We start from the raw sequence: 22,464 nt of genomic DNA, 5'->3' as shown, positions 1-22,464 counted from the left end.
GGTCACGTCCAAGTCAGAACGCGCTTGCGCCACGCGTAGACGATGCCGAGCGCGATGAACGCCAGGAACACGAACATCTCGACGAGGGTGGTCATGCCGAAGCCCGGGGCGGCGAACACGGTCGCCCAGGGGAAGAGGAACACCGCGTCGACCGCGAAGACGACGTAGAGATAGGTGAAGACGTAGTACCTGACCTGTGACTGGGCCCAGCCGTCGCCGACGGGGTCGACGCCGCACTCATAGGTGGTCAGTTTGGCCTCGGTCGGGTTGTCGGGACGCAGCAGGCGGTTGATCAGCAGGGCGCCCGCGAAGATCGCGGCCCCGATGGCCAGCAGCACCGCCACGATCGCGTACGACGCGAAGTATCCGTCCACCCCTTGATAATCGCGCACCTGTGAGCTGAACCAAAGAAGCTCACGGACACTGCCAAGTCACAGCAAACCGCTCTCTAGCGCCAATAATCTGGCATTCATGCCCTCTTTGCGATTCACCGGAGGAATCGCGCTCCTCGCCGCCGCGACCTGCGCGTGCGGAGTGGCCTTCAACCCGCCGGGTGACGAACTCCCACCGTCCGAGCCGACGGTGCTGACTTTCGTCGACCCCGCCGCGGTTCCCGGGCTCCAGGTGAGGACGATCTACGAGACGACGGGCACCTCGAACGTCCACCTCACCTACCCCGAGGTGCCCGGTGCGACGGCCCTGAGCGACCGGGTCAAGGCCGATCTCACCGCCGAGGCCAAGGCGTTCAGCTCGAAGGCGGCCAAGGGCAAGGCCACCCTCCCCAAGCCGGAGATCAACGTCGACTGGCAGCTCACCGCCGTGTCACCGAAGGCCAGCGGCGTGCGCCTGCGGACCGGCCGCTACGACGGCACCACCTGGCTCAACGAGACCAAGACGCTCTGGTACGACGGCACCCGGGTCGTCGCCTCCGATCTGCTGGTCAAGGATCTCGGGGCGCTCGCGCGGGCGGTGGGCGCGCGGCTCGCCGGCGACCACGAGGTCGACCACACGGCGATCAGGCCCAGCCACGAGCTGTTCGACTCGCTCGACTTCAACTCGCGCGGCGATCTGGTGGTGGAGTTCGACGACTACGAGATCGGGCCCGGCGCCCTCGGCCGGGTGGCCACGGCGATCCCGAAGAAGGACGCCACGCCGCTGCTGTCGGACTTCGGCAGAGCCGCGCAGCAGGCCGTCGAGTCGGCCCGGCCGACCACCCCGCCCGAACTGCGGGAGGCGCCCGAGGCCACGGCGCCGGCGGTGCCGGGGAAGACCGACTGCCGGGTCGCACGATGTGTCGCCCTGACGTTCGACGAGGGTCCCGGGCCGTACACCGACCGGATCCTGACCGCGCTCGGCAGCAACCGCGCCACCTTCTTCACCACCGGCACCAGCGCCGCCGCCCGCCCCGACCTGCTCAGGAGGATGGCCGCCGACGGCCATCTCGTCGGCAACCACGCGTGGTCGCACCGCGACCTGACGACACTCCCCGACAACCGCGTCTACGAGCAGCTCTCCCGCACCCAGGACGTCATCGCCCAGTCGACCGGCAGCCTCCCCGCCCTGATGCGCCCGCCCTACGGCGCCACCAACCCCGACGTCGCCAGGATCGCCGGGGAACTGCGCCTGGCCGTGGTCACCCACGACGTCGACAGCGGCGACGAGGGCGACGCCAAGGCCGCCGACATCGTCAAGCGCGTGGTCTCCGGCGTGAAGCCCGGCTCGATCGTCCTCATGCACGATCTGGGCCCCGCCACCCCCGAGGCGCTCCCCCTGATCCTCAAGGAACTGCGGGACCGTGGGTACGTTTTTGTCACCGTTCCCGAGTTGTACGGAACACGCCCGATGCAGCCAGGCAGAACCTACGAATCGGCCGTGGACGCCGCCGTCTCGCGCTATGGGCGCCCGCTACCGTGAATCGAGCGGGGACATATAGTTAGGCACCGTGACCCGAATCATCCTCTTCGCTCGTCGGCACGTCGACCTGTGCCGCATCGCGTCGGGACTGTGTCGACCCCTTCCCGACTGACCCACCACCCCATAGAGCGACCCAGGTCACAACCCCTACGCATGCGTCCATGCGTGGCAAAGGGATCTAGCATTGAATTCACACATGTGCCACGAGCAGACCTTGCCTTGGTCTGTCGAGGAGGACTGAGCGCTGTGACCAAGCAGGTGCAGCAACTCGACCGCGTGATCATCCGGTTCGCGGGTGACTCCGGCGACGGTATGCAGCTGACCGGAGACCGCTTCACCGCGGAGACCGCGTCGTTCGGCAACGACCTGTCGACACTGCCAAACTTCCCGGCCGAGATCCGCGCCCCGGCAGGCACCCTCCCCGGAGTGTCGAGCTTCCAGCTCCACTTCGCCGACCACGACATCCTCACGCCCGGCGACGCGCCCAACGTCCTGGTGGCGATGAACCCGGCCGCCCTCAAGGCGAACCTGTCCGACCTGCCGCGCGGCGCCGACATCATCGCGAACGCCGACGAGTTCACCAAGCGCAACCTGCAGAAGGTCGGCTACGACACCAACCCGCTCGAAGACGAGAGCCTGGCCGAGTGGCGGCTCCACTCGGTGCCGCTGACCTCGCTGACGGTCAAGGCGCTCGAAGACTTCGACATCTCGAAGAAGGACGCCGAGCGCGCGAAGAACATGTTCGCCCTCGGCCTGCTCTCGTGGCTCTACGGCCGCCCGGTCGAGGCGACCATCAAGTTCATCGAGACCAAGTTCGCCAAGAAGCCCGAGATCGCCAAGTCCAACGTGACGGCGTTCAACGCGGGCTACAACTACGGCGAGACGACCGAGGCGTTCTCGGTCTCGTACGAGATCAAACCCGCCCCGCTGAGCGCCGGTGTCTACCGGAACATCTCGGGCAACCAGGCGCTGGCCCTCGGGCTGGTCGCGGCGTCGGTCCAGTCGAAGCTGCCGCTGTTCCTGGGCTCCTACCCGATCACCCCGGCCTCCGACATCCTCCACGAGCTGTCGCGGCACAAGCGGTTCGGCATCCGCACCTTCCAGGCCGAAGACGAGATCGCCGGCGTCGGCGCCGCCCTGGGTGCCGCCTTCGGCGGTGCGCTCGGCGTGACCACCACGTCGGGGCCGGGTGTGGCGCTGAAGGCCGAGACCGTCGGCCTCGCGGTGACCACCGAGCTGCCGCTGATCGTGGTCGACGTCCAGCGCGCCGGTCCTTCGACCGGCATGCCGACCAAGACCGAGCAGACCGACCTGCTGATGGCGCTGTTCGGCCGCAACGGCGAGTCGCCGGTGCCGGTGATCGCCCCGGCGACGCCGAGCGACTGCTTCGACGCCGCCATCGAGGCCGCCCGGATCGCGGTGAAATATCGCACCCCGGTGATGCTGCTCTCCGACGGCTACCTGGCCAACGGCTCCGAGCCGTGGAAGGTCCCGTCGCAGGCCGAGCTACCCGACATCTCCACCGCCTACACCGTCGAGCCCAACGGCGACGACGGCGTGACGTTCCTGCCGTTCAAGCGCGACGCCGAGACGCTGGCCCGCCCGTGGGCGATCCCCGGCACGCCCGGCCTCGAACACCGCATCGGCGGCATCGAGAAGGCCGACGGCACCGGCAACATCTCCTACGACCCGAACAACCACGACCTCATGGTCCGGCTGCGCCAGGCCAAGATCGACGGCATCGACGTCCCCGACGTCGAGGTCGACGACCCCGACGGCGACGCCCGGGTGCTCGTGCTCGGCTGGGGTTCGACCTACGGCCCGATCGCCGCGGCGATCCGCCGGGTGCGGCGGGGCGGCGGCAAGGTCGCGCAGGCCCACATCCGCCACCTGAACCCGTTCCCGAAGAACATCGGCGAGGTCCTGAAGTCCTACGACAAGGTCCTGCTGCCCGAGATCAACCTGGGCCAGCTCGCGATGCTGCTGCGGGCCAAGTACCTGGTCGACATCATCAGCTACAACCGCGTGCGCGGGCTTCCGTTCAAGGCCGAGGAGCTGGCCGGAGTGATCCAGGAAGTGATCGACAGTGAGTGAATCCCTGAACGGTAAGGGCCTGGCACTGGTGCCCAAGGCCGAGGGCAAGCAGACCCTGAAGGACTTCAAGTCCGACCAGGAGGTGCGCTGGTGCCCCGGGTGCGGTGACTACGCGATCCTGGCCGCCGTGCAGTCGTTCATGCCGGAGCTGGGGATCAAGCGCGAGAACACGGTGTTCGTTTCGGGCATCGGCTGCTCCTCGCGGTTCCCCTACTACATGAACACCTACGGCTTCCACTCGATCCACGGCCGCGCCCCGGCCATCGCGACCGGTCTGGCCGCCTCGCGGCCCGACCTGTCGGTGTGGGTGATCACCGGCGACGGCGACGCCCTGTCGATCGGCGGCAACCACCTGATCCACGCGCTGCGCCGCAACGTCAACCTGAACATCCTGCTGTTCAACAACAGGATCTACGGCCTGACCAAGGGTCAGTACTCGCCCACCTCCGAGGTCGGCAAGATCACCAAGTCGACGCCGATGGGCTCGCTCGACAAGCCGTTCAACCCGATCTCGCTGGCCGTCGGCGCCGAGGCCGGGTTCGTCGCCCGGACCATCGACTCCGACCGCAAGCACCTGCACAGCGTGCTGCGCGAGGCCGCCGCCCACCAGGGCACCTCGCTGGTGGAGATCTACCAGAACTGCAACATCTTCAACGACAACGCGTTCGAGCAGCTCAAAGACCCGGAGAAGCGTGATGTGATCACGCTGCGCCTGGAGCACGGGCAGCCGATCGCCAACGCGACCCAGGCCGTGAAGCTCGCCAAGACCGGTGGGCTCGAGGTCGTCGCGCGTGACTCGATCTCTCCTGAAGAGATCCTCGTCCACGACGTGCACAACCCCGACCCGTCGCTCGCGTTCGCGCTGAGCCGGCTCGACGAGCCGGCCTTCCAGCACGTGCCGATCGGCATCTTCCGGTCGGTCGACCGGCCCTCCTACGACAGCCTCATGAGCGAGCAGCTCGAGGTGGCGGTGGCCCAGCGCGGCCACGGCGACCTCGACGAGCTCCTCCAGGGCGGCGACACCTGGAAGATCAACTAAGGGTCCCGTAGAAGGTCGTACACACCGAATAGTCAGGAAGCAGGCCCTCGTCGAGGGCCTGCTTCATTGATGGGGCCTGTACGTCCTTCTCGGAGAGAACCGGCTCCGAGACCTGCCAGTCGATGCCCAGCGAGGGGTCGAGCGGGTTGATGCCGCGCTCTCTGGTGGGGGCGTAGGGCTCCGAGCAGAGGTAGAAGACGGTGGCGTCGGTGAGGGCGGCGAAGCCGTGGCCGAGGCCCTCGGAGATGTAGACGCTCTGGAAGCTCTCCGCATCCAGGATCACCGAGACGTGCTGTCCGAACGTGGGCGAGCCCACGCGGAGGTCGACGATCACATCGAGGATCCGGCCCGAGACACACGTCACGTATTTGGCCTGGCTGGGCGGCACGTCGGCGTAGTGGACGCCCCTGATCACGCCCTGGGCCGAGACCGAGACGTTGGTCTGGGACAGGCGCAGACCATGGCCGGTGGCCTCGGCCAGTTCCGAGGCCCGGAACGACTCCATGAACGTGCCCCGGTCGTCGTGGAACAGCCTCGGGGTGTAGAGGTAGGCGCCCTTGATCGGCAGTTCTTCCATACGGAACTCCTTTACATGGCAGATGCCCCGCCGGGCGACCCGGCGGGGCATCTTTTCGATGGTCAGGCGACGGTCACGGGGTGGACCACGACCGAGGTCCGGCCGTCGGTGCCCGTCACGGTCAGGGTGATGTTGTAGGTGCCCGGAGCGGCGAACGTGTGGGACGCCGTCTGGCCGGTGCTGGGCGCACCGCCGTCACCGTAGCTCCACGTGTAGCTCGCGATGGCCGACGACCCGGCCGTCGAGGCCGAGGCGTCGACGTCGCAGGTCAGGCCGGTGCAGCTCGGGGTGAAGGCGGCCGTGGGGGCGGCCGACAGGTTGCTCGCGGCGAGGTCGTCGATCGTCAGGGAGATCGGGGCGTTCGTCGCGGTGCCCGACAGGTAGGCGCCGATGCCCACGCCGCCCGCGACCTGCATGTTCGCGGTGGCGTCGGTGGTGGTGACCTGCCAGGCGGCGGGCTCGGTGCCGGCGGCGTTCCAGACCTTGCCGGAGATCGTCGTCGGGTTGGTGCCGGTGACCAGCACCCGCATGTTCAGCACCAGGCCCGGCGTGTAGGTCAGGCCGGGGATGGTGGTCTCGGGCGTGATCAGGGTGTCGGTGCTGGCCCCGGCGGTGCGGATCAGCGACAGGCCGACGCCCGAGGGGAGCAGCCGGGCCCGGACCTTGTATTCGCCGACGCCCGCCACGCGGCGGCCGGAGGCGAACAGGTAGGTGCCGTTGCCGGTGCCGACCTTGTCGCTCGCGATGGAGAACGACAGATCGGCCGTCGTGCTGGACACGCCGTCGAGGTAGGCGCGCGGGTTGGCCGCCGTCGCCGGGAGGGCGAGCTTGGCCGCGTTGCCGTCGACGGCGAAGTTGCCGTTGCCGCCGACGAGCGTCCACGGGCCGCCGGTCTGGGCGGTGCCGAGCGAGCTGTTGAGGGTCCGGCCGAACGTGTCGTTCGCGATGATCGACGGGGGGTTCGGAGCCGGGCGCGGCACGACCACACCGGCGCTGTTGGCGGTGGCGTCGTCGTTGTCGGTGACGGTCAGGGTGACGGGGTAGTCACCGGCGGCCGGGTAGGTGTGGCTCGGCGTGGCGCCGGTGCCGGTCTGGCCGTCGCCGAAGTCCCAGGCGTAGCCGTCGATCGAGCCGTCGGCGTCAGCCGAGGCGGACGCGTCGAACGTGCAGCCCAGGTCGGTGCAGCTGGAGGTGAACGACGCCGTCGGCGGCTGGTTGGCCGGGCCGGTGCCGGTGCCCTCCTGGTAGTGCTGGGTGACCTCGGCGGGGGTGAGCACCTTGGCGTAGATCGCGCCTTCGTCGATGAACCCGGTGAGGTTGTCGGAGGTCGGGCGGTTCGGCCAGGAGTTCAGGTTGTCGCCGCCGAAGCGCCAGTAACCCGAGTAGCTCTCGGCGCTGGTCTGCGCGTTGGTGCCGATCAGCGCGCCGTCGACGTAGAGCTTCATACCGTCGGCGCCCTGGGTCGCCACGAGGTGGTGCCACTGGTTGTTGTTGTAGGTGGCCGTCGTGGTGATCAGGTTGAAGGCGCCGGTGTACGTGCCGAAGACCAGGCGGCCGTCGTTGCGCATGTAGACGTGGCGGTCGTAGTTGGAGCTGGTGCCGGTCGCGGCGTTGCCGAAGCCGACGATCTTGCCGCCCAGGAGCGAGTTGGTGCGGAACCAGGCCTCAGCCGAGTAGGTGGTCGGGTTGCTCATCGAGTTGGCCGAGAAGGCCCGTCCGGCGAGCGTGAACCGGACCGCCCGGTTGGTCGAGCCGGTGATCGCGCCCGTCTGGTTGTAGGTCACGCCGGTGCCGGTGTAGGAGCCGTTGACGCCGCTGGTGCTGGCGTCGACGGCGGCCGGGCCGCTGGCCTCGTTGAACCGGAAGTAGGTGACCGGCTCGTCGTCGTACACCACACGGCCGTAGTCGTCGGCCGGACGCGGCGGGATCGGGCTGGTGCGGCCGGAGGCGACGTAGTGGGCGTCGACCTTCGACAGCGGCAGGACCGCCGGGTAGATCGCGACGTCGTCGATCTGGCCGTTGAGGTAGTTGCTCGTCGGGCGGTTCGGCCAGCCGTTGAGGTTGTCGCCGCCGATGCGCCAGTAGCCGGAGTAGACCTGGGCCGAGGTGACCGAGGGGTCCTGGCCGACGCGGCGGCCGTCGACGTAGAGGGCGATGCCGCCGCTGCCCTGGGTCGCCACGATGTGGTGCCACTGGCCGTCGTTGAAGCCGGGGGCGCTGTTCACCGTGCGGACCGCGTTGGGGTAGACGCCGAAGTAGACGCGGCCGGCGTTGTCCATGTAGATGTGCCGGTCGTAGCTGCCGGAGTCGCCGGTGGGCGAGGCGCCGTAACCGACGATCTTGCCGCCCTGGTTCGAGGTGGTCTTGACCCAGGCCTCGATCGAGAAGGCCGGGGTGGTGGCGACCGTGCTGTTGGTCTTCACCAGGCCGGTGCCGGTGCCGTTGAAGCTGGCCGCGGCGTCGGTGTCGCCGTTGATCGCGCCGGGGGTCGCCAGCGAGGTGCCCGCGTCGCGGGTGGCGTCGGTGAAGGCGGCGTAGTCGAAGGCGGTCGTGCCCGACGACTCACCCAGACGCCAGTAGGCGCTGGCGCCGTCGTCGATGACGGCCTCGGCGTAGGCGCTGAGCGCTCCGGCCGAGGAGATCGTCACCGGCGCGGAGGTGCCGCTGCCGACGGCGTTGCCCTGCGGGTCGACGGCGCGGACCCGGTAGGTGTGGACGGAACCGGGCGTGAGGCCCTCGTCGATGAAGCCCGCCGACGGGAGGGTCCAGAAGTTGGAGTCGACCTCGACCTCGCCGATCGGGGTCGTGCCGCCGTCGCGGAGGATCTGGTATTTGAGCTTCGCGTGGTCGCGGTCCCAGGTGGTCTGCCAGCTGAGCCGGGCGGTGCCCGCGTTGAGCGAGACCGCGGTCGGGGTCAGGTCGGCGCTCGGGATCGGGCCGGAGGTCTTCGGCGCGTTCGGCTTCAGCGCGAAGCGGGTCAGGCCCTGCTGGGCACTGCCGTTGATCTGGGTGAACTCGCCGCCCATGACCAGGTAGTTGCTGTTGCCCGACAGGGCCCAGCCGCCCTGGTTCATGCCGGTGTAGGAACCGGCGTTGACCTGCGGGAACCAGTGGAGCAGGGTCGGCACGGGCTGGCCGTTGTACTGGCTGTTGTTCGACGGCGGCGCCGGGTCGTTGCCGGTCGGCACGAGCGTGGTCGCGAGGGCGCGCTGCCAGCGGGTCGGCGAGACCTCGGGGAAGCCGCTCAGCGAGGCGCAGTCGTGGGCGTGGCCGACGCTGTAGAGGACCGAGTTCATCGGGAAGACGCTGTAGCTGGCGCCGTAGCAGTTGTCGAGCCAGATCAGGTCGCCCGTGTTGGGCTCGACCGCGAACCGGCCGTCGAACCAGTGCCAGCCCTCGCCGTCGGCGGCGGCGTAGATGTTGGTGCCGTCGGTGGCCAGGTCGTAGGTCATCGAGTAGTCGTTGCCGATCCGGGCCGGGATCGGGTTGCTGCTCCACGGCAGCGAGTCGCCGGTGACCGGGTCGACGGCGCCGATGCCCACGCGGGTGACGTTGTTGAGCTGCTGGAACTTGCCGCCCACGATGACCCGGCTGTTGTCGGGCGACATGATCAGGGCGAAGACCTCGTCGTCGGTGTCGGGGGCCCACGGCTGGTTGGCGCCGTTGCTCCGGTTGACCGCGGCCAGGCGGTTGCGGCTCTGGCCGTTGACGTTGAAGAAGTTGCCGCCGAGGTAGACGGTCGAGTTGGTGACGGTGATCGCGCGGACCACGTTGCCGACCGAGGGCGCCCACGACTCGAGGTTGCCGGTGGCGACGTCGAAGGCCGCGACGCGGTTGCGGGTCTGGCCGTTGACCTGGGTGAAGTCGCCGCCGACGTAGATCTTCGTCTGGTCGGGCGACACGGCGATGGTGCGGGCCTGGGCGTTCAGGGTGGGCGCGAACGAAGTGATGTTGCCCGTGGTGATGTTGAAGGCCAGGATGTTCGACCGCACCACCTCGGCGGCGTTCCCGGGGGCGGTGCCCGGCGGGCGGGCGCGGGTGAAGCTGCCGACGGCGTAGACGGTGTTTCCGACCGTGGCCATCTTCCAGACGACGCCGTTGTGCTGCCAGGTCGGCAGGGCGTCGGCGGTGACGGTCTCGGTGACTCCCGGCGGCGGGTCGATGTCGGCCCGGGCGGGAAGGGGGATCGCCGCGAGCGACGCCCCCAATAATGACGCGGCCAGGAAGGCGGCCAATCGCGATGATCGAATTACCACGGGCACCTACATCTCAGGAGATCGTTCTCACATCGCTGCAAGCGTAATGGAACGGTTTAATCAATCAAGGAGTTACCCGTGGTTCACGAAGTAACGATTAAAGTTCGACGCCCGGAGCCCCTGCTTTAACTTGCGCGTCATCTGGGAGCCCGAACAAGCGCGCGACATCCGCGGGCAGCCCTACGCCATCGGGCAAATCGCCAATTTCACGCGATTCACTGCCGTGGTTTTCCTGACCGGCCGAACGCCGGAAGTCGTCGAGGGTGGCCACGTCGGCCTCCGCGCGTGACCAGTCGGCCCAGTCGGCCAGCGGGCCCGATCCGCGCCGGTGGTAGACGTTGTGGTCGAGGTCGGCCATGTCGGCGGCGCTCTTGCGGCGGGTCAGGTCGCGGACCGCCACGAGCGGTTCGGCACCGGCGGCGGAAAGCACGTTGTTGCGCACTTGAACGCCGCTCACATTCCAGGTCACTCCCGGGACGAGTTGCTGCCGGGCCCCGTCGATCACATAGATCTGGCGGCCTTTGTTGTCGGCCACGGTGTTGTTCCAGATCCGTACCTGACTTGACTCGTTCACATAGATCCCGTTGCTCCCGTTGCCGGTGGCGACGTTTCCGGCGATGAGCGCGTCGGCGGAGATCTCGAAATGGATGCCGTGATGGGCGTTGTTCCGGACCATGTTGCGGGCGACGACGGCGCCGACGATCGATTCGTCGAGCCAGATGCCGGGCCCCCGGTTGTCCTCCATGAGGTTGCCGACGACCGTCATGCGCTTCGACTCGGTGATCTTCAGGCCGCCGGAGACCGGGGTCATCATGAACCGCTCGACGTTGTTGCCCCGGCTGATGTTGCCGATGATCGTGGCGTCGTCGGACTTGTGGCCGCCGAGGCCGACCTGGCCGTTGCCGGCGAACAGGTTGTTCCGCACGGTGATGCGGGCGCCCTTCAGCGACAGGCCGGTGACCGAGGTCTCGGCGAAGACGCTGTTCTCGATGGTCATGTCGTCGGAGAACGCCTTGACGGCGGCGATCCTGGCCAGGGAGGTGGCGTAGCGGCGTACACCGACGCCTTTGAGGGACGACCCGTTCGCGCCCTCGAAGTAGAGGGCCTCGTCGAGGGTGGTGGCGCGGACGTCGCGGCCGGTGGGGTCGTCGCCGAGGAAGAGCTGACCGGTCTGGTAGTCGACGGAGAAGGTGCCGGGGCCGACCTCGCCCGCGGCGCGGACCTGGGTGACCTGCCGTCCGTCGACGAAAACCTGGTCGGGCCAGTTGGCCATCGGGTGCTCCGGGTCGACCATGTGCCAGTCTTCCCCGCCACCCGCGGTGAAGTCGGTGTTGTCGAACCGGACGGTCCAGTCGTCGCGGCGCCAGCGGGGGCCGTCGGCGACCCAGCCGTCGACCGGCTCGCTGCCGTCGAACCAGACGACCTCGCCGGGATGGTTCTGGATCGCCAGCTTCTTGCGGAAGATCTCGATCTTCTCGTGGTAGACGCCCTCGCGCAGCACGATCGTCGCGCCCTGCGGGGCGGCCTCCACGGCGTGGGCCACGGTCTTCCACGGCCGCTCGCGGTCTCCGGGAGCGGCGTCGTCACCGGCCGGCGCGACGAAAAATGCGCCGTCGGGGACGGGGTAGTCGGCCTGGCCCAGCGGGGCCGGCCCGGCCGTCTTCCACGACGGCTGGGCCGGCACCTCGGCTCCGGGCCGCATGATCGCGGCCCAGATCAGGACGCCCGCCGCCACGAGGGCCACGGCCCCCGCGACGGCGAGCCCCCGTCTCACGAAACCGTCACCGCCGCGCTGGTCGGTGAGGAGACGCGGTTGTTGTACGGGTCGATCGCGCGCACCCGATAGGTGTGCGACGCGCCGGGGGTGAGGCCGGTGTCCTGGCACGACAGGTTCGGCAGGTTCCAGAACACCGAGAAGCTCTCGGCGGTGCAGGCGACCTGGCCGTCGTTGCGGAGCACCTCGTAGCGGACCTTGCGGTTGTCGAGGTCCCACGTGGCGCCCCAGCGGATGGTCACCTTGCCGCCGCCGTTGGCCTGGAGGGTCGGCGCGCCGAACCCGGCCTGGATGGGACCGCCGACGTCGGGGCTGGTCTCGTGGAAGGTCCAGCGGGTGAGGCCCTGCTGCGCGACGTCGTTGACCTCGAGGAAGTCACCGCCGGCCCACAGGTAGGTGCCGTCGTTGGCCATCGCCCACGGGCCCTGCACGTAGGGGTAGACGGTGCCCGGCGCCGAGTTGGGGAACCAGTGCAGGATCGTCTGCTTGCCGCCCTGCGCGGTGCCGGTCGGCTCGGCGATGTAGCGGCGGTGCGGCTTGGTCTCGGGGAAGGCGTCGGCGCCGTAGTAGGACTGCATGTTGCAGCGGTGGGCGTGGCTGCCGCTGTAGAGCACGCCGTGCATCACCGAGATCGCCTGGGTCGCGCCGAGGCAGTTGTTGATCCAGATGCGCGAGCCGTTGTCGGGGTTGAAGGCCAGGCGGCCGTCGAAGGTGCCCTCGCCGTTGGCGCTGGCGTACATGCGGGTGCCGTCGGAGACGATGTCGGTCACCCACGACCGCTGGGTGGAGCTGTTGGCCGGGATGTCGTTGCTGTTGAACGTGCCCTTGGAGCCGTCGCTCACGTTGACGGCCGACAGGCCGTGCTGCTTGATGTTGTTGATGCGGTCGAAGTCGCCGCCGACGATGAGCCGGTTGCCCGCCGGGGTCAGCGCCATCGCCAGCACGCGCTTGTCGGCCGTCGGCGCCCACGAGGTGAGCGCGCCGGTGGCGGGGTTGAGCGCGGCCAGGCGGGTGCGGGTCTCGGTGTTCACGGTGGTGAAGTGGCCACCGGCGTAGACGGTGGTGTCGGAGACGGCGATCGCGCGCACCCGGTTGTTGAACACGGGCTTGAAGTCGGGGTCGAGGGCCCCGGTGGCGGTGTCGAAGGCCGCCATGCGGTCGCGTCGCGAATTGTCGATCTTGTTGAAGTCGCCGCCGACGTAGATCTTCGAACCGTCGGGCGAGGCCTTGATCTCGAAGACCGTGTCACACCGGTATTGGTCGGTGGCGATCTTGTCGCACTCGTTCTGCGCCTGGTCGTCGGTGAACGTCGGCGAGAAGGCGACGGGGTTCCACGGCAGCAGGTCGCCGGTGGCGGAGTCGAACGCGGCCAGTCCGACCCGCGCCACCTCACCCGCGCCCCCCTTGGGGACGCCCGGCGGCCGGACGTGGTCGAAGTTGCCCCCGACATAGGTGACGCCGTTGACGATCTCCAACGCCAGCACGACGCCGTCGGTCTGCCAGGTGGGCAGCGCGTCGGCCGTGACCGTGGCGGGCTCGCTCGCGGCGGGTGCCGTATCGGCCATGGCCGCGGGGACGGGGGTCACCGCGAGCGCGGTGAGCAGCCCCAATAAGAGGGTCTTGCGCATTTGGTCCCCTTCAGGGCACAGGTGAGGTCACATCGGCCCCACGCGTATCGTGACGCTCTTCACGTCTCTCAGGTTTACGTGTGATAACACATGTCCACGCCACGATGAGGAACATCCAGATGGACGCGACGTTCGCCGCACCCGCCATCTGGTCGGCCGTCAGGCCGTCGACCACCAGGAACACCATCAGCCCGAGGAGCATGGCCGCCTCGACCCGCACCTCTCTGGCCCTGGTGAACGACAGGTTCACCGTCAGGACGACGACGAGGAGCAGGCAGAAGATCGCCGCCCCGGTGAAGCCGCCTTCGACGATCACGTTGACGAAGATGTTGTGGCCGCCGCCGAGCCCGAGGGCGTCGAGGAACAGCCCGCGCGCCGACGACATGCCGTTGCCGAACACCGGCCGGTTCATCACCGCCTGGTAGGCGAAGGTCCACAGGTCGGTGCGCGAGTTCAGGCTTTCGAGCTGCTCGACGGTCTCGCCCCGGGTGGCGAACTCGAGGAGCTTGTCGCCGAACAGCAGCGGGATGAGCACCACGACCGGCACGCCGACCATGATCATCTCAGCCCGGCCTCGGGCGCCGCGGGCGGTGAGCAGGAACGCCGCCACCCCGGCGACGATGCCGATCGCCGCGCCCCGGGTGCCGGTGGCGACCAGCGCCGCGCCCGTGACGGCCGCCGAACCCGCGTAGACCGGCCACGGGTAGCGCCTCGGCAGCCCGTTCGCCGTCAGGAACGCCAGGCACAGCAGCAGCGCGATGCCCAGGAACATGCCGGCGGTGACCGGGTGGACGTACAGCCAGTTGAAGCGGTCTTGCGTGTTTGGGGTGCGTTTGAGCGGGACCGCCACCCCGAACGCCACCGAGACGACCACCAGGCCCACGAAGAAGTGGGCCAGCCGGTAGAGGTCCTCGCGGGAGGCCCGGGTCGCGATCACGTGACAGACGATCGCCGTGACGAGCAGCTGCGAGGCCCGGACCGCCGCGAACGGCGGGAACGGTGTCCACAGGACCGACAGGGCGCAGTAGGCGGCGAACAGCCAGGCCAGGATCAGCGCCGCGGGCGCCGCCTGGCGGGGGGCCCGCAGCCCGAAACGCCGGTAGAGGTAGAGCGCGCACAGGCCGTAGACGCCGATCTCCAGCAGCACGGTGGCGTCGATTCCGCCGCCGACCGCTTCGGAGACGTCACGCGAACGCAACTTGTAGTCGCTGGCGAGGATCATCCCGAGGGGCACGAGCGTGGGCCACCATTGCGTCCGAAGCCGCCGGTGGCGCGCACCTCTCACGCCGGTCCCCCCGAATCGCCGCTGTGCTTGGTGACGTGTGCCAGCATACGAGCGGTTAATAACTTTTCACTATGGACCGATCGAGAGGACGAACTGAATGAAGCCCCGCGATCTGATCCCTGAATCGATCATGAATGCGGGCCGCGCGTCCATCCGTGGATGGGGGATGGCGACGGCGGCGTTCCGGCCCGATCCCGATTTCCTGCTCATCGGGGCCAAGCGCGGCGGGTCGACGTCGTTCTATTTCGCGCTGCTGGAGCACCCCCGGGTGATCCCGCTGTTCCCCGCGGCCGGGCTGCTGCCCAAGGCCAACCACACCAAGGGGATCCACTACTTCGACTCGAACTACGCGCGGGGCATGCGCTGGTACCGGTCGCACCTGCCGAGCCGGCTGAGCCGGACGAAAGCGGCCAGGAAGGCGGGCGGCCCGGTGGTCGCGGGCGAGGGTTCGCCCTACTACCTGCACCATCCGCTGGCCGCCGAACGCGCCGCCGGGAACGTGCCAACAGCGCGCATCCTGCTCGTGTTACGCGATCCGGTGGAGCGCGCGTTCTCGCACTATCGGGAGCGGGTGCGGGCGGGTGCGGAAAGTCTGTCGTTCGAGGAAGCCCTCGCGGCCGAGGAGGCCCGCACCTCGGGTGAGGAGGCGAAGATCATCGCTGATCCGGCGTACCTGTCCTACGCCCACGAACAGCAGTCCTACGTCGCCCAGAGCGAATACGCCCGAGGCCTGGAACGCTGGTTCGCCCACTTCCCCCGCGACCGCTTCCATATCCTGACCAGCGAGGACTTCTACCGCGACCCCCAGGCCGCCTGCGACGGCGCGGCCGCGTTCCTCGGCCTGCCGTCGGCGCCGCTACCCCGCGCAAGCAAGGTCTGGAACGCCGCCGCCCCGGGCGACATTTCGCCAGATGTACGAAAAAAGCTCGCCCGCCACTTCGCCCCGCACAACCAGCGTCTGGAGGAGATGCTGGGTCGCAAACTCACCGACTGGACGAGCGCCTGAACGCACCGCCCGGCCGGAGACCTCCCGACTGGACCAGCGCCTGACGCGCCGCCCGACTGAAGGCTTCCCGACCGGACCAGCGCCTGACGCGCCGCCCGGTCGGAGACCGCCCGACCCGACCAGCGTTTTAAGGCACCGCTCGGCCGGACCTGCGCCCGAATGCCTCGCTTGGGCCGGAGCCGCCCCGTTGGGCGCGCTTTCCGGCCGCGGGCTCAGTGGCCGGGCGGGCGGCGGAGTATCTCCAGTGCGGCGAGCATGCCGCCGTTCAGTGGCAGGTCGTCGTGGCGCCGGGAGATCACGGCCTCCCAGTGGGCGGCGGCCTCGGCGTAGCCCGTGGGGACCGGGTCGACCCCGAACAAGGTCGTCTCGGCGGCCCGGTAGTAGACCTCGTCTGCGCCGGGGGGCGCCCAGGCGGCGTCCTCCCAGTCGATCAGCCAGGGGATCTTCCCCTTGGTCCGGCGCAGGTTCCACGGCACGAGGTCGCCGTGCATCGGCAGCCAGTGGTCGGGGGTGCCCGGCGGCTTGGGCATCTTGGCGAGCAACCGCTGGATACGGCCCGTCAGGTCGGCGATGTCGATCTTCTTGAAGGGCCGCGCGGGGACGGGCTCCATCGCCGACATCACCAGCCACGAAGGGCCCTCGCCCAGAACGGCCGGGGCCCGGAAGCCGTCGCCGCCGTCGAGCAGCCGCAGCACCTGCGTCTCGTGGTCGAGCCCCTCACGCACTTTCAGGAACCCGACCGGGCGCCCCGAGCGCAGCAGCAGCGCCGCCGCACCCGGCCGGGACGCCTGCGGGCGCAGGTAGAGCGCCACCTCGTCGACCGGCCCGACCACCTCGGCGACGTCGTGCAGCACGGCGTCCCAGTTCTCCAAAGGGGGTTCCCACCGCTCGCGGCGGCCCGGCAGCAGCCACGGCCCGGCGACGAGCACCGCGCGGTGCAGCATCCGCTGGGCCAGCAGCGGCAGCGGCTTCGAAAAGGTGAGCAGCGACAGCCCCGCGGCGGCCGACCGGGCGTCACGGACCGGGATCCACACGTTGGCCCGGCCCGGCGGGTAGCGCACGAAACTCATCCGCGCAGGTCCAGGCAGAGGCGCTCGTAGCGGGCGGCGACGTCGTCCCAGGTGTAGGAGGTGCGGGCGCGTTCGCGGGACAGGTGACCCCGGTGGCGGGCGGCGGGCAGGTCGGCCTCGGCCTGCTCGATCACCCGGGCGAGGTCGTCGGGGCCGCTGAAGAACGCGCCCGACTCGCCCAGGACCTCGCGGTTGAACACGACGTCGTAGGCGATGGTCGAGGCGCCCGCGCCCATGGCCCGCAGCAGCGACGGGTTGGTGCCGCCGACCGAGTGACCGTGGAGGTAGGTGGCGCAGCCGGCGTAGAGGGCGTCGAGCAGGTCCTGGTTCCAGACGGCGCCGACCAGCTTCACCCGGTCGTCGGCGGCGGCCAGGTCGTTGATCTTCCGGACGTACTCCTCGGCGTAGGGCGCCGAGCCGACGACGATCAGCGGCAGCTTCGCGCTGCTGCGCGTGTAGCCCTCGACGATCACGTCGACGTGGTTCTCGGGCTCGAACCGGGCCACCACCAGGTGGTAGGCGCCGGGCTCGTAGCCCTCGGTCTTCAGCAGGTCGTCGTCACAGCGCTCCTGGATGGGGGCGCCGTAGGGGATCATCACGCTCTCGGCGTGGTATTTGTCCCGGTAGTAGTCCTGGATCGCCACCGCGTCGGCGATGATCTGCTGCGACCAGCGCACCGACAGCTTCTCCACCGCGAGGTAGTAGCGCTGCCCTGCACCGTTCCATTTCGCCCGCTTCCACTCCAGCCCGTCGACGTGGGTGGCCACCGGGATGCGCGCCAGCTTCAGGAAGGGCAGCAGGGGCGCGTTCGCCGCGTTGAACACCAGCGCGACGTCGGTGCGGTGGAACAGCACATGGCCGACCGACAGCCCGGTGTGGCTGAGCGTTTCCATGATCTTGTGCTTGACGGCGGGCAGGTGGACGAGCGTCATCCCCTTGTACGAAGGGACCTTCTCCACCGCCCCCCGGCAGTAGACCCGGACGTCGTGCCCGGCGTCGGCCAGGCGTGCCCCGATCTCCTCGACGGCGGTCTCGAAGCCCCCGTAACGGGCCGGCACCCCGCGAGTACCGATCATGGCGATCCGCATGCGTCCCCTTCGATGGATGACAAGATGAACATCCAACCGTAAACGGTAACCAAACATTTGGATGCGCATCCATGGTTCGAGTGGTGATGGCCCACCCGTCGCCCGATCTCTACGGCTCCGATCGCATGCTCGTCGAATCGGTGAGAGCCCTGGCCGAAACGGCCGAAATCACGGTCGTCCTCCCCATTGACGGCCCGTTGCGCACCTTGATCACCGAAGCGGGCGCCAAAGTCGAGATCGTGCCGGTGCCGGTGCTCCGCAAGGCCTATCTGAAGCCGCTCGGCCTGCTGAAACTGGCCCGCGAACTGGCCACCGGCCTCCCCCGCATGGTCTCCTACCTGCGGAAGAACCGCCCTTCGGTGGTGTACGTCAACACGGTCACCATCCCCTGGTGGCTGCTGGCCGCAAGGTTCGCCCGCGTGCCGAGGGTCGTGTGCCACGTCCACGAGGCAGAAGAGAACGTGCCGGGGCCGATCAGGCGGGCGCTGGCGCTGCCGCTGCGGCTGGCCCACGCGATCATCGCCATCAGCCACAGCGTGCGCGACCGAATCGTGGCCGATGGTGGCCCTGACGGGAAAACGACCGTCATCCACAACGGCGTCGCCGGTCCCCCGCCCTCCGAGCCCCGCGAGAACCATGAGGGCCACCTGGTCATGGTCGGCCGGCTGTCGCCGCGCAAGGGCAACGACGTCGCCGTCGAGGCGGCGAAGATCCTGGTCGGCCGGGGTGTGCCGGTGAAACTGACCCTGGCCGGGACGATCTTCCCCGGCTACGAGTGGTTCGAGGCCGAACTCCGCGCCAAGGCAGGCCCCGAGGTGGTCTTTGCCGGGTTCACCGACCCCGTGTGGCCACTTCTGGCCACCGCCGACGTCGTGCTGGTGCCCTCACGGGTGGAGCCGTTCGGGCTGGTCGCCGTCGAGGGCATGCTGGCGAGACGGCCGGTGGTGGCGAGCGCGGTGCAGGGATTGGCCGAGATCGTCAAGAACGAGGAGAACGGCCTGCTCGTGGCCCCGGGAGACGCCGTGGCGCTGGCCGACGCCGTCGAAATTTTGCTTAACGACTGGCCCGCCGCGAAAGCCCTTGCGAACAGGGGTTTTGACGATGCGATGTCCCGTTTCAGCCTTCAACGTTACACAGCGGCGATGAAGCAGGCGATTCTCGGGTCCGAAGCTGATGTCTAAACTGTGAATCGACCGCTTCTTTACCGTGAAGAAAGATGCACAACGGGGGAGAACAGGCATTCGTGGCCACAGATCAACGTGACGAGACCCCGGAGGTCGGCCTACTCGAGGCCGTGTGGCGCTACCGGTGGTCGTCCGTCGCACTGATCCTCGTCACCGCGGTGATCGCGGGGGCGGCGACCTTCTTCGTCTTCGGCAACGTCGAGGCGACCGCCCGGTTCGCGGTCGTCGACCCGCGCAGCACCACCTACCTGCGCATGGGCGTCTCCTCCGACAGCAGCTACATCGCCTACACCGCCCAGCGGGCCGCGTTCGCGCAGTCGGCGGGTGTGCTCGACCGGGCCAGGCAGCTCCTGGAGACCGAGCAGAAGGTCGTGGTCGACCTCGAGACGCTGCGGCAGAGCGTCACCGCCTCGCCGGGCACGGCCGGTGGCATCGTCGTGGTCACCTCGACGGCCAAGACCGACAAACTGGCCGCGCAGATGTCCAACTCGGTCGTGGCGGCCTACCAGATCCTGACCGAGGCCGACGCGCAGCGCGACCAGGAGAAACTCCTCAAGAGTGTGCGCACCACCCGCGAACGCGTACAAGATGATCTTAAACGAACACCCAAGGGCAGCGCCACCGAGGCCTCGCTGACCGAGGCGCTGGTGCAGCTCCAGCTGAAGGAGTCGGAGGCGACGATCGACCTCGCCCAGTTCGGCGGCGGGGTCAGGTTCGTCGACCAGGCCAACCCGTTGAAGATCACCCCGAGCAAGGTGCCGACCAACATCGCGATCGGCCTGGCGGTCGGCGCGCTGCTGGCGGTCGTCATCGCGTTCCTGCGGGCCACCAACCCGATCGGCACCGTCCGTCAGGCGACCACGCCGACCGGCCAGCGCCACAAGCCCGCCCAGCCCCGGCGCCCGCTGCTCCCCCGGCCCGAGATCAACGGCTCGACGGCCAGGGCCGAATACGACGACCGTCCGACGGCCGCCTTCGAGCGCATCAGCCTGCCCGCGAAACCGGCCGAGCCCGCGCCCGACCGGCTCGTCCACGAGAGACCGGCGATCGAGAGACCGGCGCAGGCCCGGCCCGCGGCCGAGCGTCCGCGTTCTGAGCGCCCGAACTCCGAGAGACCGCTTTCCGAGACGCCGGAGCGGCCCGCGCCCGAGAAGGCTTCTCGCCCGGCGACCGGCACCTGGCCCGAGCCGCCCGGCAAGGCGCCGACCGCCGGAGGACCTCCCGACGACGACTCCGAGCCCGTGGTGACCATCGACACCGGCGCCGCCTCCTGATGGCCGGCTCTCTCCGCAAGCTCCTCGCCCGCGCGGGCGGGTCGGTCACCTCCCAGGCCGTCACGGCCGGTGGCAGCGTCGTCTTACAGCTCATCGCGGTGCGCTTCCTCGGGCCCGAGGCCTTCGGCGCCTACGCGATCATGATGGCCGTGCTGGTCGCGGTCACCACCGTCTACTCCTCGTGGGTGGGCGACTCGCTCAACGTTTTGGACCGTTTCAATCCGCGTATCAGGGCGGCGCTGAGCGCCTCGATCCTCGGGCTGACCACGGCCGGAACGGTCGTCGGCGTGGCGTTCGCGCTGCTGCTCGACCTGGCCGACGGGGCCGGAGTCGCCGCGTTCGCGCTGCTCACGGTGTTGTGGCTGCCGCAGGAGAGCGCGCGGCGGCTGCTCAACGCGCGGCTGGAGTTCGGCCGCCTGGTGCTCAACGACCTCGTCTACGTCGGCGTCACGCTGGCGATCCTGGCCGGGCTCTGGTTCGGCGACACGCCGTTCACGCTGACGTGGATCCTCGGCGCGATGTGCGCGGGGCAACTGCTCTCGCTGGCGCTGACGCTGGTGCTGCTGCCATCGGCCGAATACCGGCTGCCGTGGCCGCGCCTGGCCGGGCTCGGCGAGGTGACCGCCTTCGCGGCGTGGCGGTCGGCGCAGGCGTCGCTGCGGCCGGTCGCGCTGCTGGTCATGCGGGTCGCGATCGACACCTTCGCCGGGCGTACGGTGCTGGCGGCCGTCGAGGCCGGGCGGCTGCTGCTCTCTCCCGCGCTCACGGTCGTGCAGGGCGCGGGCTCCTATCTGCTGCCGACGTTCGTGCGGCGGCGGGACGCGGGGGTGCCCATCCGGCCGCGCGACGCGCTCGCCGCATCAGTCGTGCTCATCGTCGGCACGCTGGCCTGCGGTTTCGCGGCGATCGCCGTTCTCGGATGGGTCGGCCCGCTCATCACCGGCGGCGCCTTCACGCTCGACGCGATCACCGTCGGCGGGTGGATCGCCTACACGGTGAGCTTCTCGGCGACGCTGCCGCTGTCGATGATGGCGGCGGCCTACACCCTGTCGCGCCTGGTGTTCCTGGTGCGGGCGGCCGAGACCGGCATCGGCCTGGCGGCCATGCTGGTCGTGCTCGCCGTCGCGCCCGACCTGGCGCACCTGGCGCCCTACTGCATCGGATTCGGCGGCCTGGCCTCGGGATTCCTCCTATGGTGGCACCTTCGCAAGGCCCCCGTCCCGTCACGGAATGAGACCCCTCATGCGACCACGAACGCTGCTGAGTAGCGCCCTGCTGGCGTTCGCCCTGACGGGGGCGGTGCCCGCGCACGCCGAGCCCGCGCCCCTGACGCAGGTGAAGCCCGCGTGGAAGCAGGATCGGCTCATCGCCGACCTCGACGTCAAGGAATCGAGCGGCCTGTACGCCTCCCCGCTCCACCCCGGCGTCGTCTGGACCCACAACGACGGCGCGGGCCCGGCCACCCTCTACGCCATCGGCCCCGACGGCTCGACCGTGGCGACCGTCACGATCGAGGGCGCCCCGGCCGTCGACACCGAGGCCATGGGCGGGTTCGTCGACCAGCGGGGCAACGCGCTGATCTATCTGGCCGACACCGGCGACAACGACAAGACCCGCACCGCCGGGGTGACCCTGTTCGTCTTCCCCGAGCCGAAGACGCTGGGCGACGTGAAGGTGACCGCCGAGCGCTATCCGATCGTCTACCCCGACGGCCCGCAGGATTCCGAGGCGGTGCTGGTCAACCCCTCCAACGGCAACCTCTACTTCGTCAGCAAGACGCCGACCGGCGGCGCCGTCTACGCCGCCCCCGCGTCGCTGGTGCCGGGGGTGCCCAACCGGCTCGAGAAGCTGGTGCCGGTCCCCCACGTCATCTCCGACGGCCTGATCGGCTACGACGGCCGCATGTACCTGCGCGGCCTGGCCAAGATCCGCATCTTCTCCGGTGTCACCGGCCAGGTGGTGCAGACGATCGACGCCCCCAAGCAGCCGCAGGGCGAGTCGATGGCGCTGAGCGCCGACGGCAGGAGCCTGCTGGTCGGCAGCGAGGGCGAGAAGAGCGCGATCTGGACGCTGGCGCTGCCGAAAGAGCTGGTCACCGGCCCGATCCGCAAGCCGGGCCCGCAGCCCGACCCCAACGCGATCCAACAGACCGCCAGAGCGAAGGAGCCGTCGCGGCTGCCGCAGCTCATGCTCGGCGGGGCGGCCGGGCTCGTGGTGCTCATCGGGCTCGGCGCGGCGGTCCGTCGACTGAGGCGTTAATCAGGTTCATACTCCG

General features: G+C 69.3%; 17 protein-coding genes. 9 read left to right on the top strand and 8 right to left on the bottom strand.

Features of this window, described 5'->3' with window-relative positions:
• Window positions 1-2: 2 nt before the first annotated feature.
• A complete protein-coding gene (locus ACYQ78_RS37735) occupies window positions 3-374 on the bottom strand; it encodes an NADH-quinone oxidoreductase subunit A (protein ID WP_459805793.1) in 372 nt (123 codons plus the stop codon).
• Window positions 375-471: 97 nt separating this feature from the next.
• Between ACYQ78_RS37735 and ACYQ78_RS37730 the strand changes: the two genes are divergently transcribed.
• The 4 genes from ACYQ78_RS37730 (at window position 472) to ACYQ78_RS37715 (ending at window position 5,047) form a co-directional block, all read left to right on the top strand.
• Window positions 472-1,914 (top strand): polysaccharide deacetylase family protein, encoded by a 1,443-nt coding sequence (locus ACYQ78_RS37730; RefSeq protein WP_459805792.1) that lies wholly within the window; start codon window positions 472-474, stop codon window positions 1,912-1,914.
• Between the two features lie 28 nt (window positions 1,915-1,942).
• A complete protein-coding gene (locus ACYQ78_RS37725; RefSeq protein ID WP_459805877.1) occupies window positions 1,943-2,026 on the top strand; it encodes a putative leader peptide in 84 nt (27 codons plus the stop codon).
• 134 nt (window positions 2,027-2,160) lie between these two features.
• Window positions 2,161-4,008 carry a 2-oxoacid:acceptor oxidoreductase subunit alpha gene (locus ACYQ78_RS37720; protein WP_459805791.1) on the top strand — a complete coding sequence of 616 codons (1,848 nt, stop codon included), beginning with the start codon at window positions 2,161-2,163 and terminating at the stop codon, window positions 4,006-4,008.
• Window positions 4,001-5,047: a 2-oxoacid:ferredoxin oxidoreductase subunit beta gene (locus tag ACYQ78_RS37715; protein ID WP_459805790.1), complete on the top strand. Its 1,047-nt coding sequence runs from the start codon at window positions 4,001-4,003 to the stop codon at window positions 5,045-5,047. The genes ACYQ78_RS37720 and ACYQ78_RS37715 overlap by 8 nt, the downstream gene beginning before the upstream one ends.
• On the opposite strand, the gene rfbC is transcribed toward ACYQ78_RS37715, so the two are convergent.
• From rfbC to ACYQ78_RS37690, 5 genes are all read right to left on the bottom strand, one after another.
• Complete coding sequence (gene rfbC / locus ACYQ78_RS37710; RefSeq protein WP_459805789.1) at window positions 5,040-5,624, bottom strand: dTDP-4-dehydrorhamnose 3,5-epimerase; 585 nt, start codon at window positions 5,622-5,624, stop codon at window positions 5,040-5,042. The genes ACYQ78_RS37715 and rfbC overlap by 8 nt on opposite strands.
• A 62-nt stretch (window positions 5,625-5,686) precedes the next feature.
• On the bottom strand, window positions 5,687-9,859 hold the full coding sequence (locus ACYQ78_RS37705; protein WP_459805788.1) for a LamG-like jellyroll fold domain-containing protein: 4,173 nt from the start codon (window positions 9,857-9,859) through the stop codon (window positions 5,687-5,689).
• Window positions 9,860-9,977: 118 nt separating this feature from the next.
• The gene (locus ACYQ78_RS37700; protein WP_459805787.1) at window positions 9,978-11,654 is read right to left on the bottom strand and encodes a right-handed parallel beta-helix repeat-containing protein; all 1,677 of its coding nucleotides are present in this window, start codon (window positions 11,652-11,654) and stop codon (window positions 9,978-9,980) included.
• Window positions 11,651-13,282 carry a hypothetical protein gene (locus ACYQ78_RS37695; RefSeq protein ID WP_459805786.1) on the bottom strand — a complete coding sequence of 544 codons (1,632 nt, stop codon included), beginning with the start codon at window positions 13,280-13,282 and terminating at the stop codon, window positions 11,651-11,653. The genes ACYQ78_RS37700 and ACYQ78_RS37695 overlap by 4 nt, the downstream gene beginning before the upstream one ends.
• A gap of 10 nt (window positions 13,283-13,292) precedes the next feature.
• Window positions 13,293-14,516: an O-antigen ligase family protein gene (locus tag ACYQ78_RS37690; protein WP_459805785.1), complete on the bottom strand. Its 1,224-nt coding sequence runs from the start codon at window positions 14,514-14,516 to the stop codon at window positions 13,293-13,295.
• Between the two features lie 217 nt (window positions 14,517-14,733).
• Between ACYQ78_RS37690 and ACYQ78_RS37685 the strand changes: the two genes are divergently transcribed.
• Window positions 14,734-15,573 (top strand): sulfotransferase, encoded by an 840-nt coding sequence (locus ACYQ78_RS37685; protein WP_459805784.1) that lies wholly within the window; start codon window positions 14,734-14,736, stop codon window positions 15,571-15,573.
• 212 nt (window positions 15,574-15,785) lie between these two features.
• On the opposite strand, the gene ACYQ78_RS37680 is transcribed toward ACYQ78_RS37685, so the two are convergent.
• Window positions 15,786-16,643 carry a phosphotransferase gene (locus tag ACYQ78_RS37680; protein WP_459805783.1) on the bottom strand — a complete coding sequence of 286 codons (858 nt, stop codon included), beginning with the start codon at window positions 16,641-16,643 and terminating at the stop codon, window positions 15,786-15,788.
• On the bottom strand, window positions 16,640-17,731 hold the full coding sequence (locus tag ACYQ78_RS37675) for a DUF1972 domain-containing protein (protein ID WP_459805782.1): 1,092 nt from the start codon (window positions 17,729-17,731) through the stop codon (window positions 16,640-16,642). Before ACYQ78_RS37675 ends, ACYQ78_RS37680 begins: the two co-directional genes overlap by 4 nt.
• Before the next feature lie 71 nt (window positions 17,732-17,802).
• Between ACYQ78_RS37675 and ACYQ78_RS37670 the strand changes: the two genes are divergently transcribed.
• The 4 genes from ACYQ78_RS37670 (at window position 17,803) to ACYQ78_RS37655 (ending at window position 22,448) form a co-directional block, all read left to right on the top strand.
• A complete protein-coding gene (locus tag ACYQ78_RS37670) occupies window positions 17,803-18,912 on the top strand; it encodes a glycosyltransferase (RefSeq protein WP_459805781.1) in 1,110 nt (369 codons plus the stop codon).
• 62 nt (window positions 18,913-18,974) lie between these two features.
• The gene (locus ACYQ78_RS37665) at window positions 18,975-20,189 is read left to right on the top strand and encodes a hypothetical protein (protein WP_459805780.1); all 1,215 of its coding nucleotides are present in this window, start codon (window positions 18,975-18,977) and stop codon (window positions 20,187-20,189) included.
• Complete coding sequence (locus tag ACYQ78_RS37660; RefSeq protein WP_459805779.1) at window positions 20,189-21,457, top strand: MATE family efflux transporter; 1,269 nt, start codon at window positions 20,189-20,191, stop codon at window positions 21,455-21,457. Before ACYQ78_RS37665 ends, ACYQ78_RS37660 begins: the two co-directional genes overlap by 1 nt.
• Complete coding sequence (locus ACYQ78_RS37655) at window positions 21,432-22,448, top strand: hypothetical protein (protein WP_459805778.1); 1,017 nt, start codon at window positions 21,432-21,434, stop codon at window positions 22,446-22,448. The genes ACYQ78_RS37660 and ACYQ78_RS37655 overlap by 26 nt, the downstream gene beginning before the upstream one ends.
• The last annotated feature ends 16 nt before the right edge of the window (window positions 22,449-22,464 follow it).

Source organism: Herbidospora sp. RD11066 (assembly GCF_054661255.1).
This window is presented reverse-complemented; position numbering and strand designations above follow the sequence as displayed.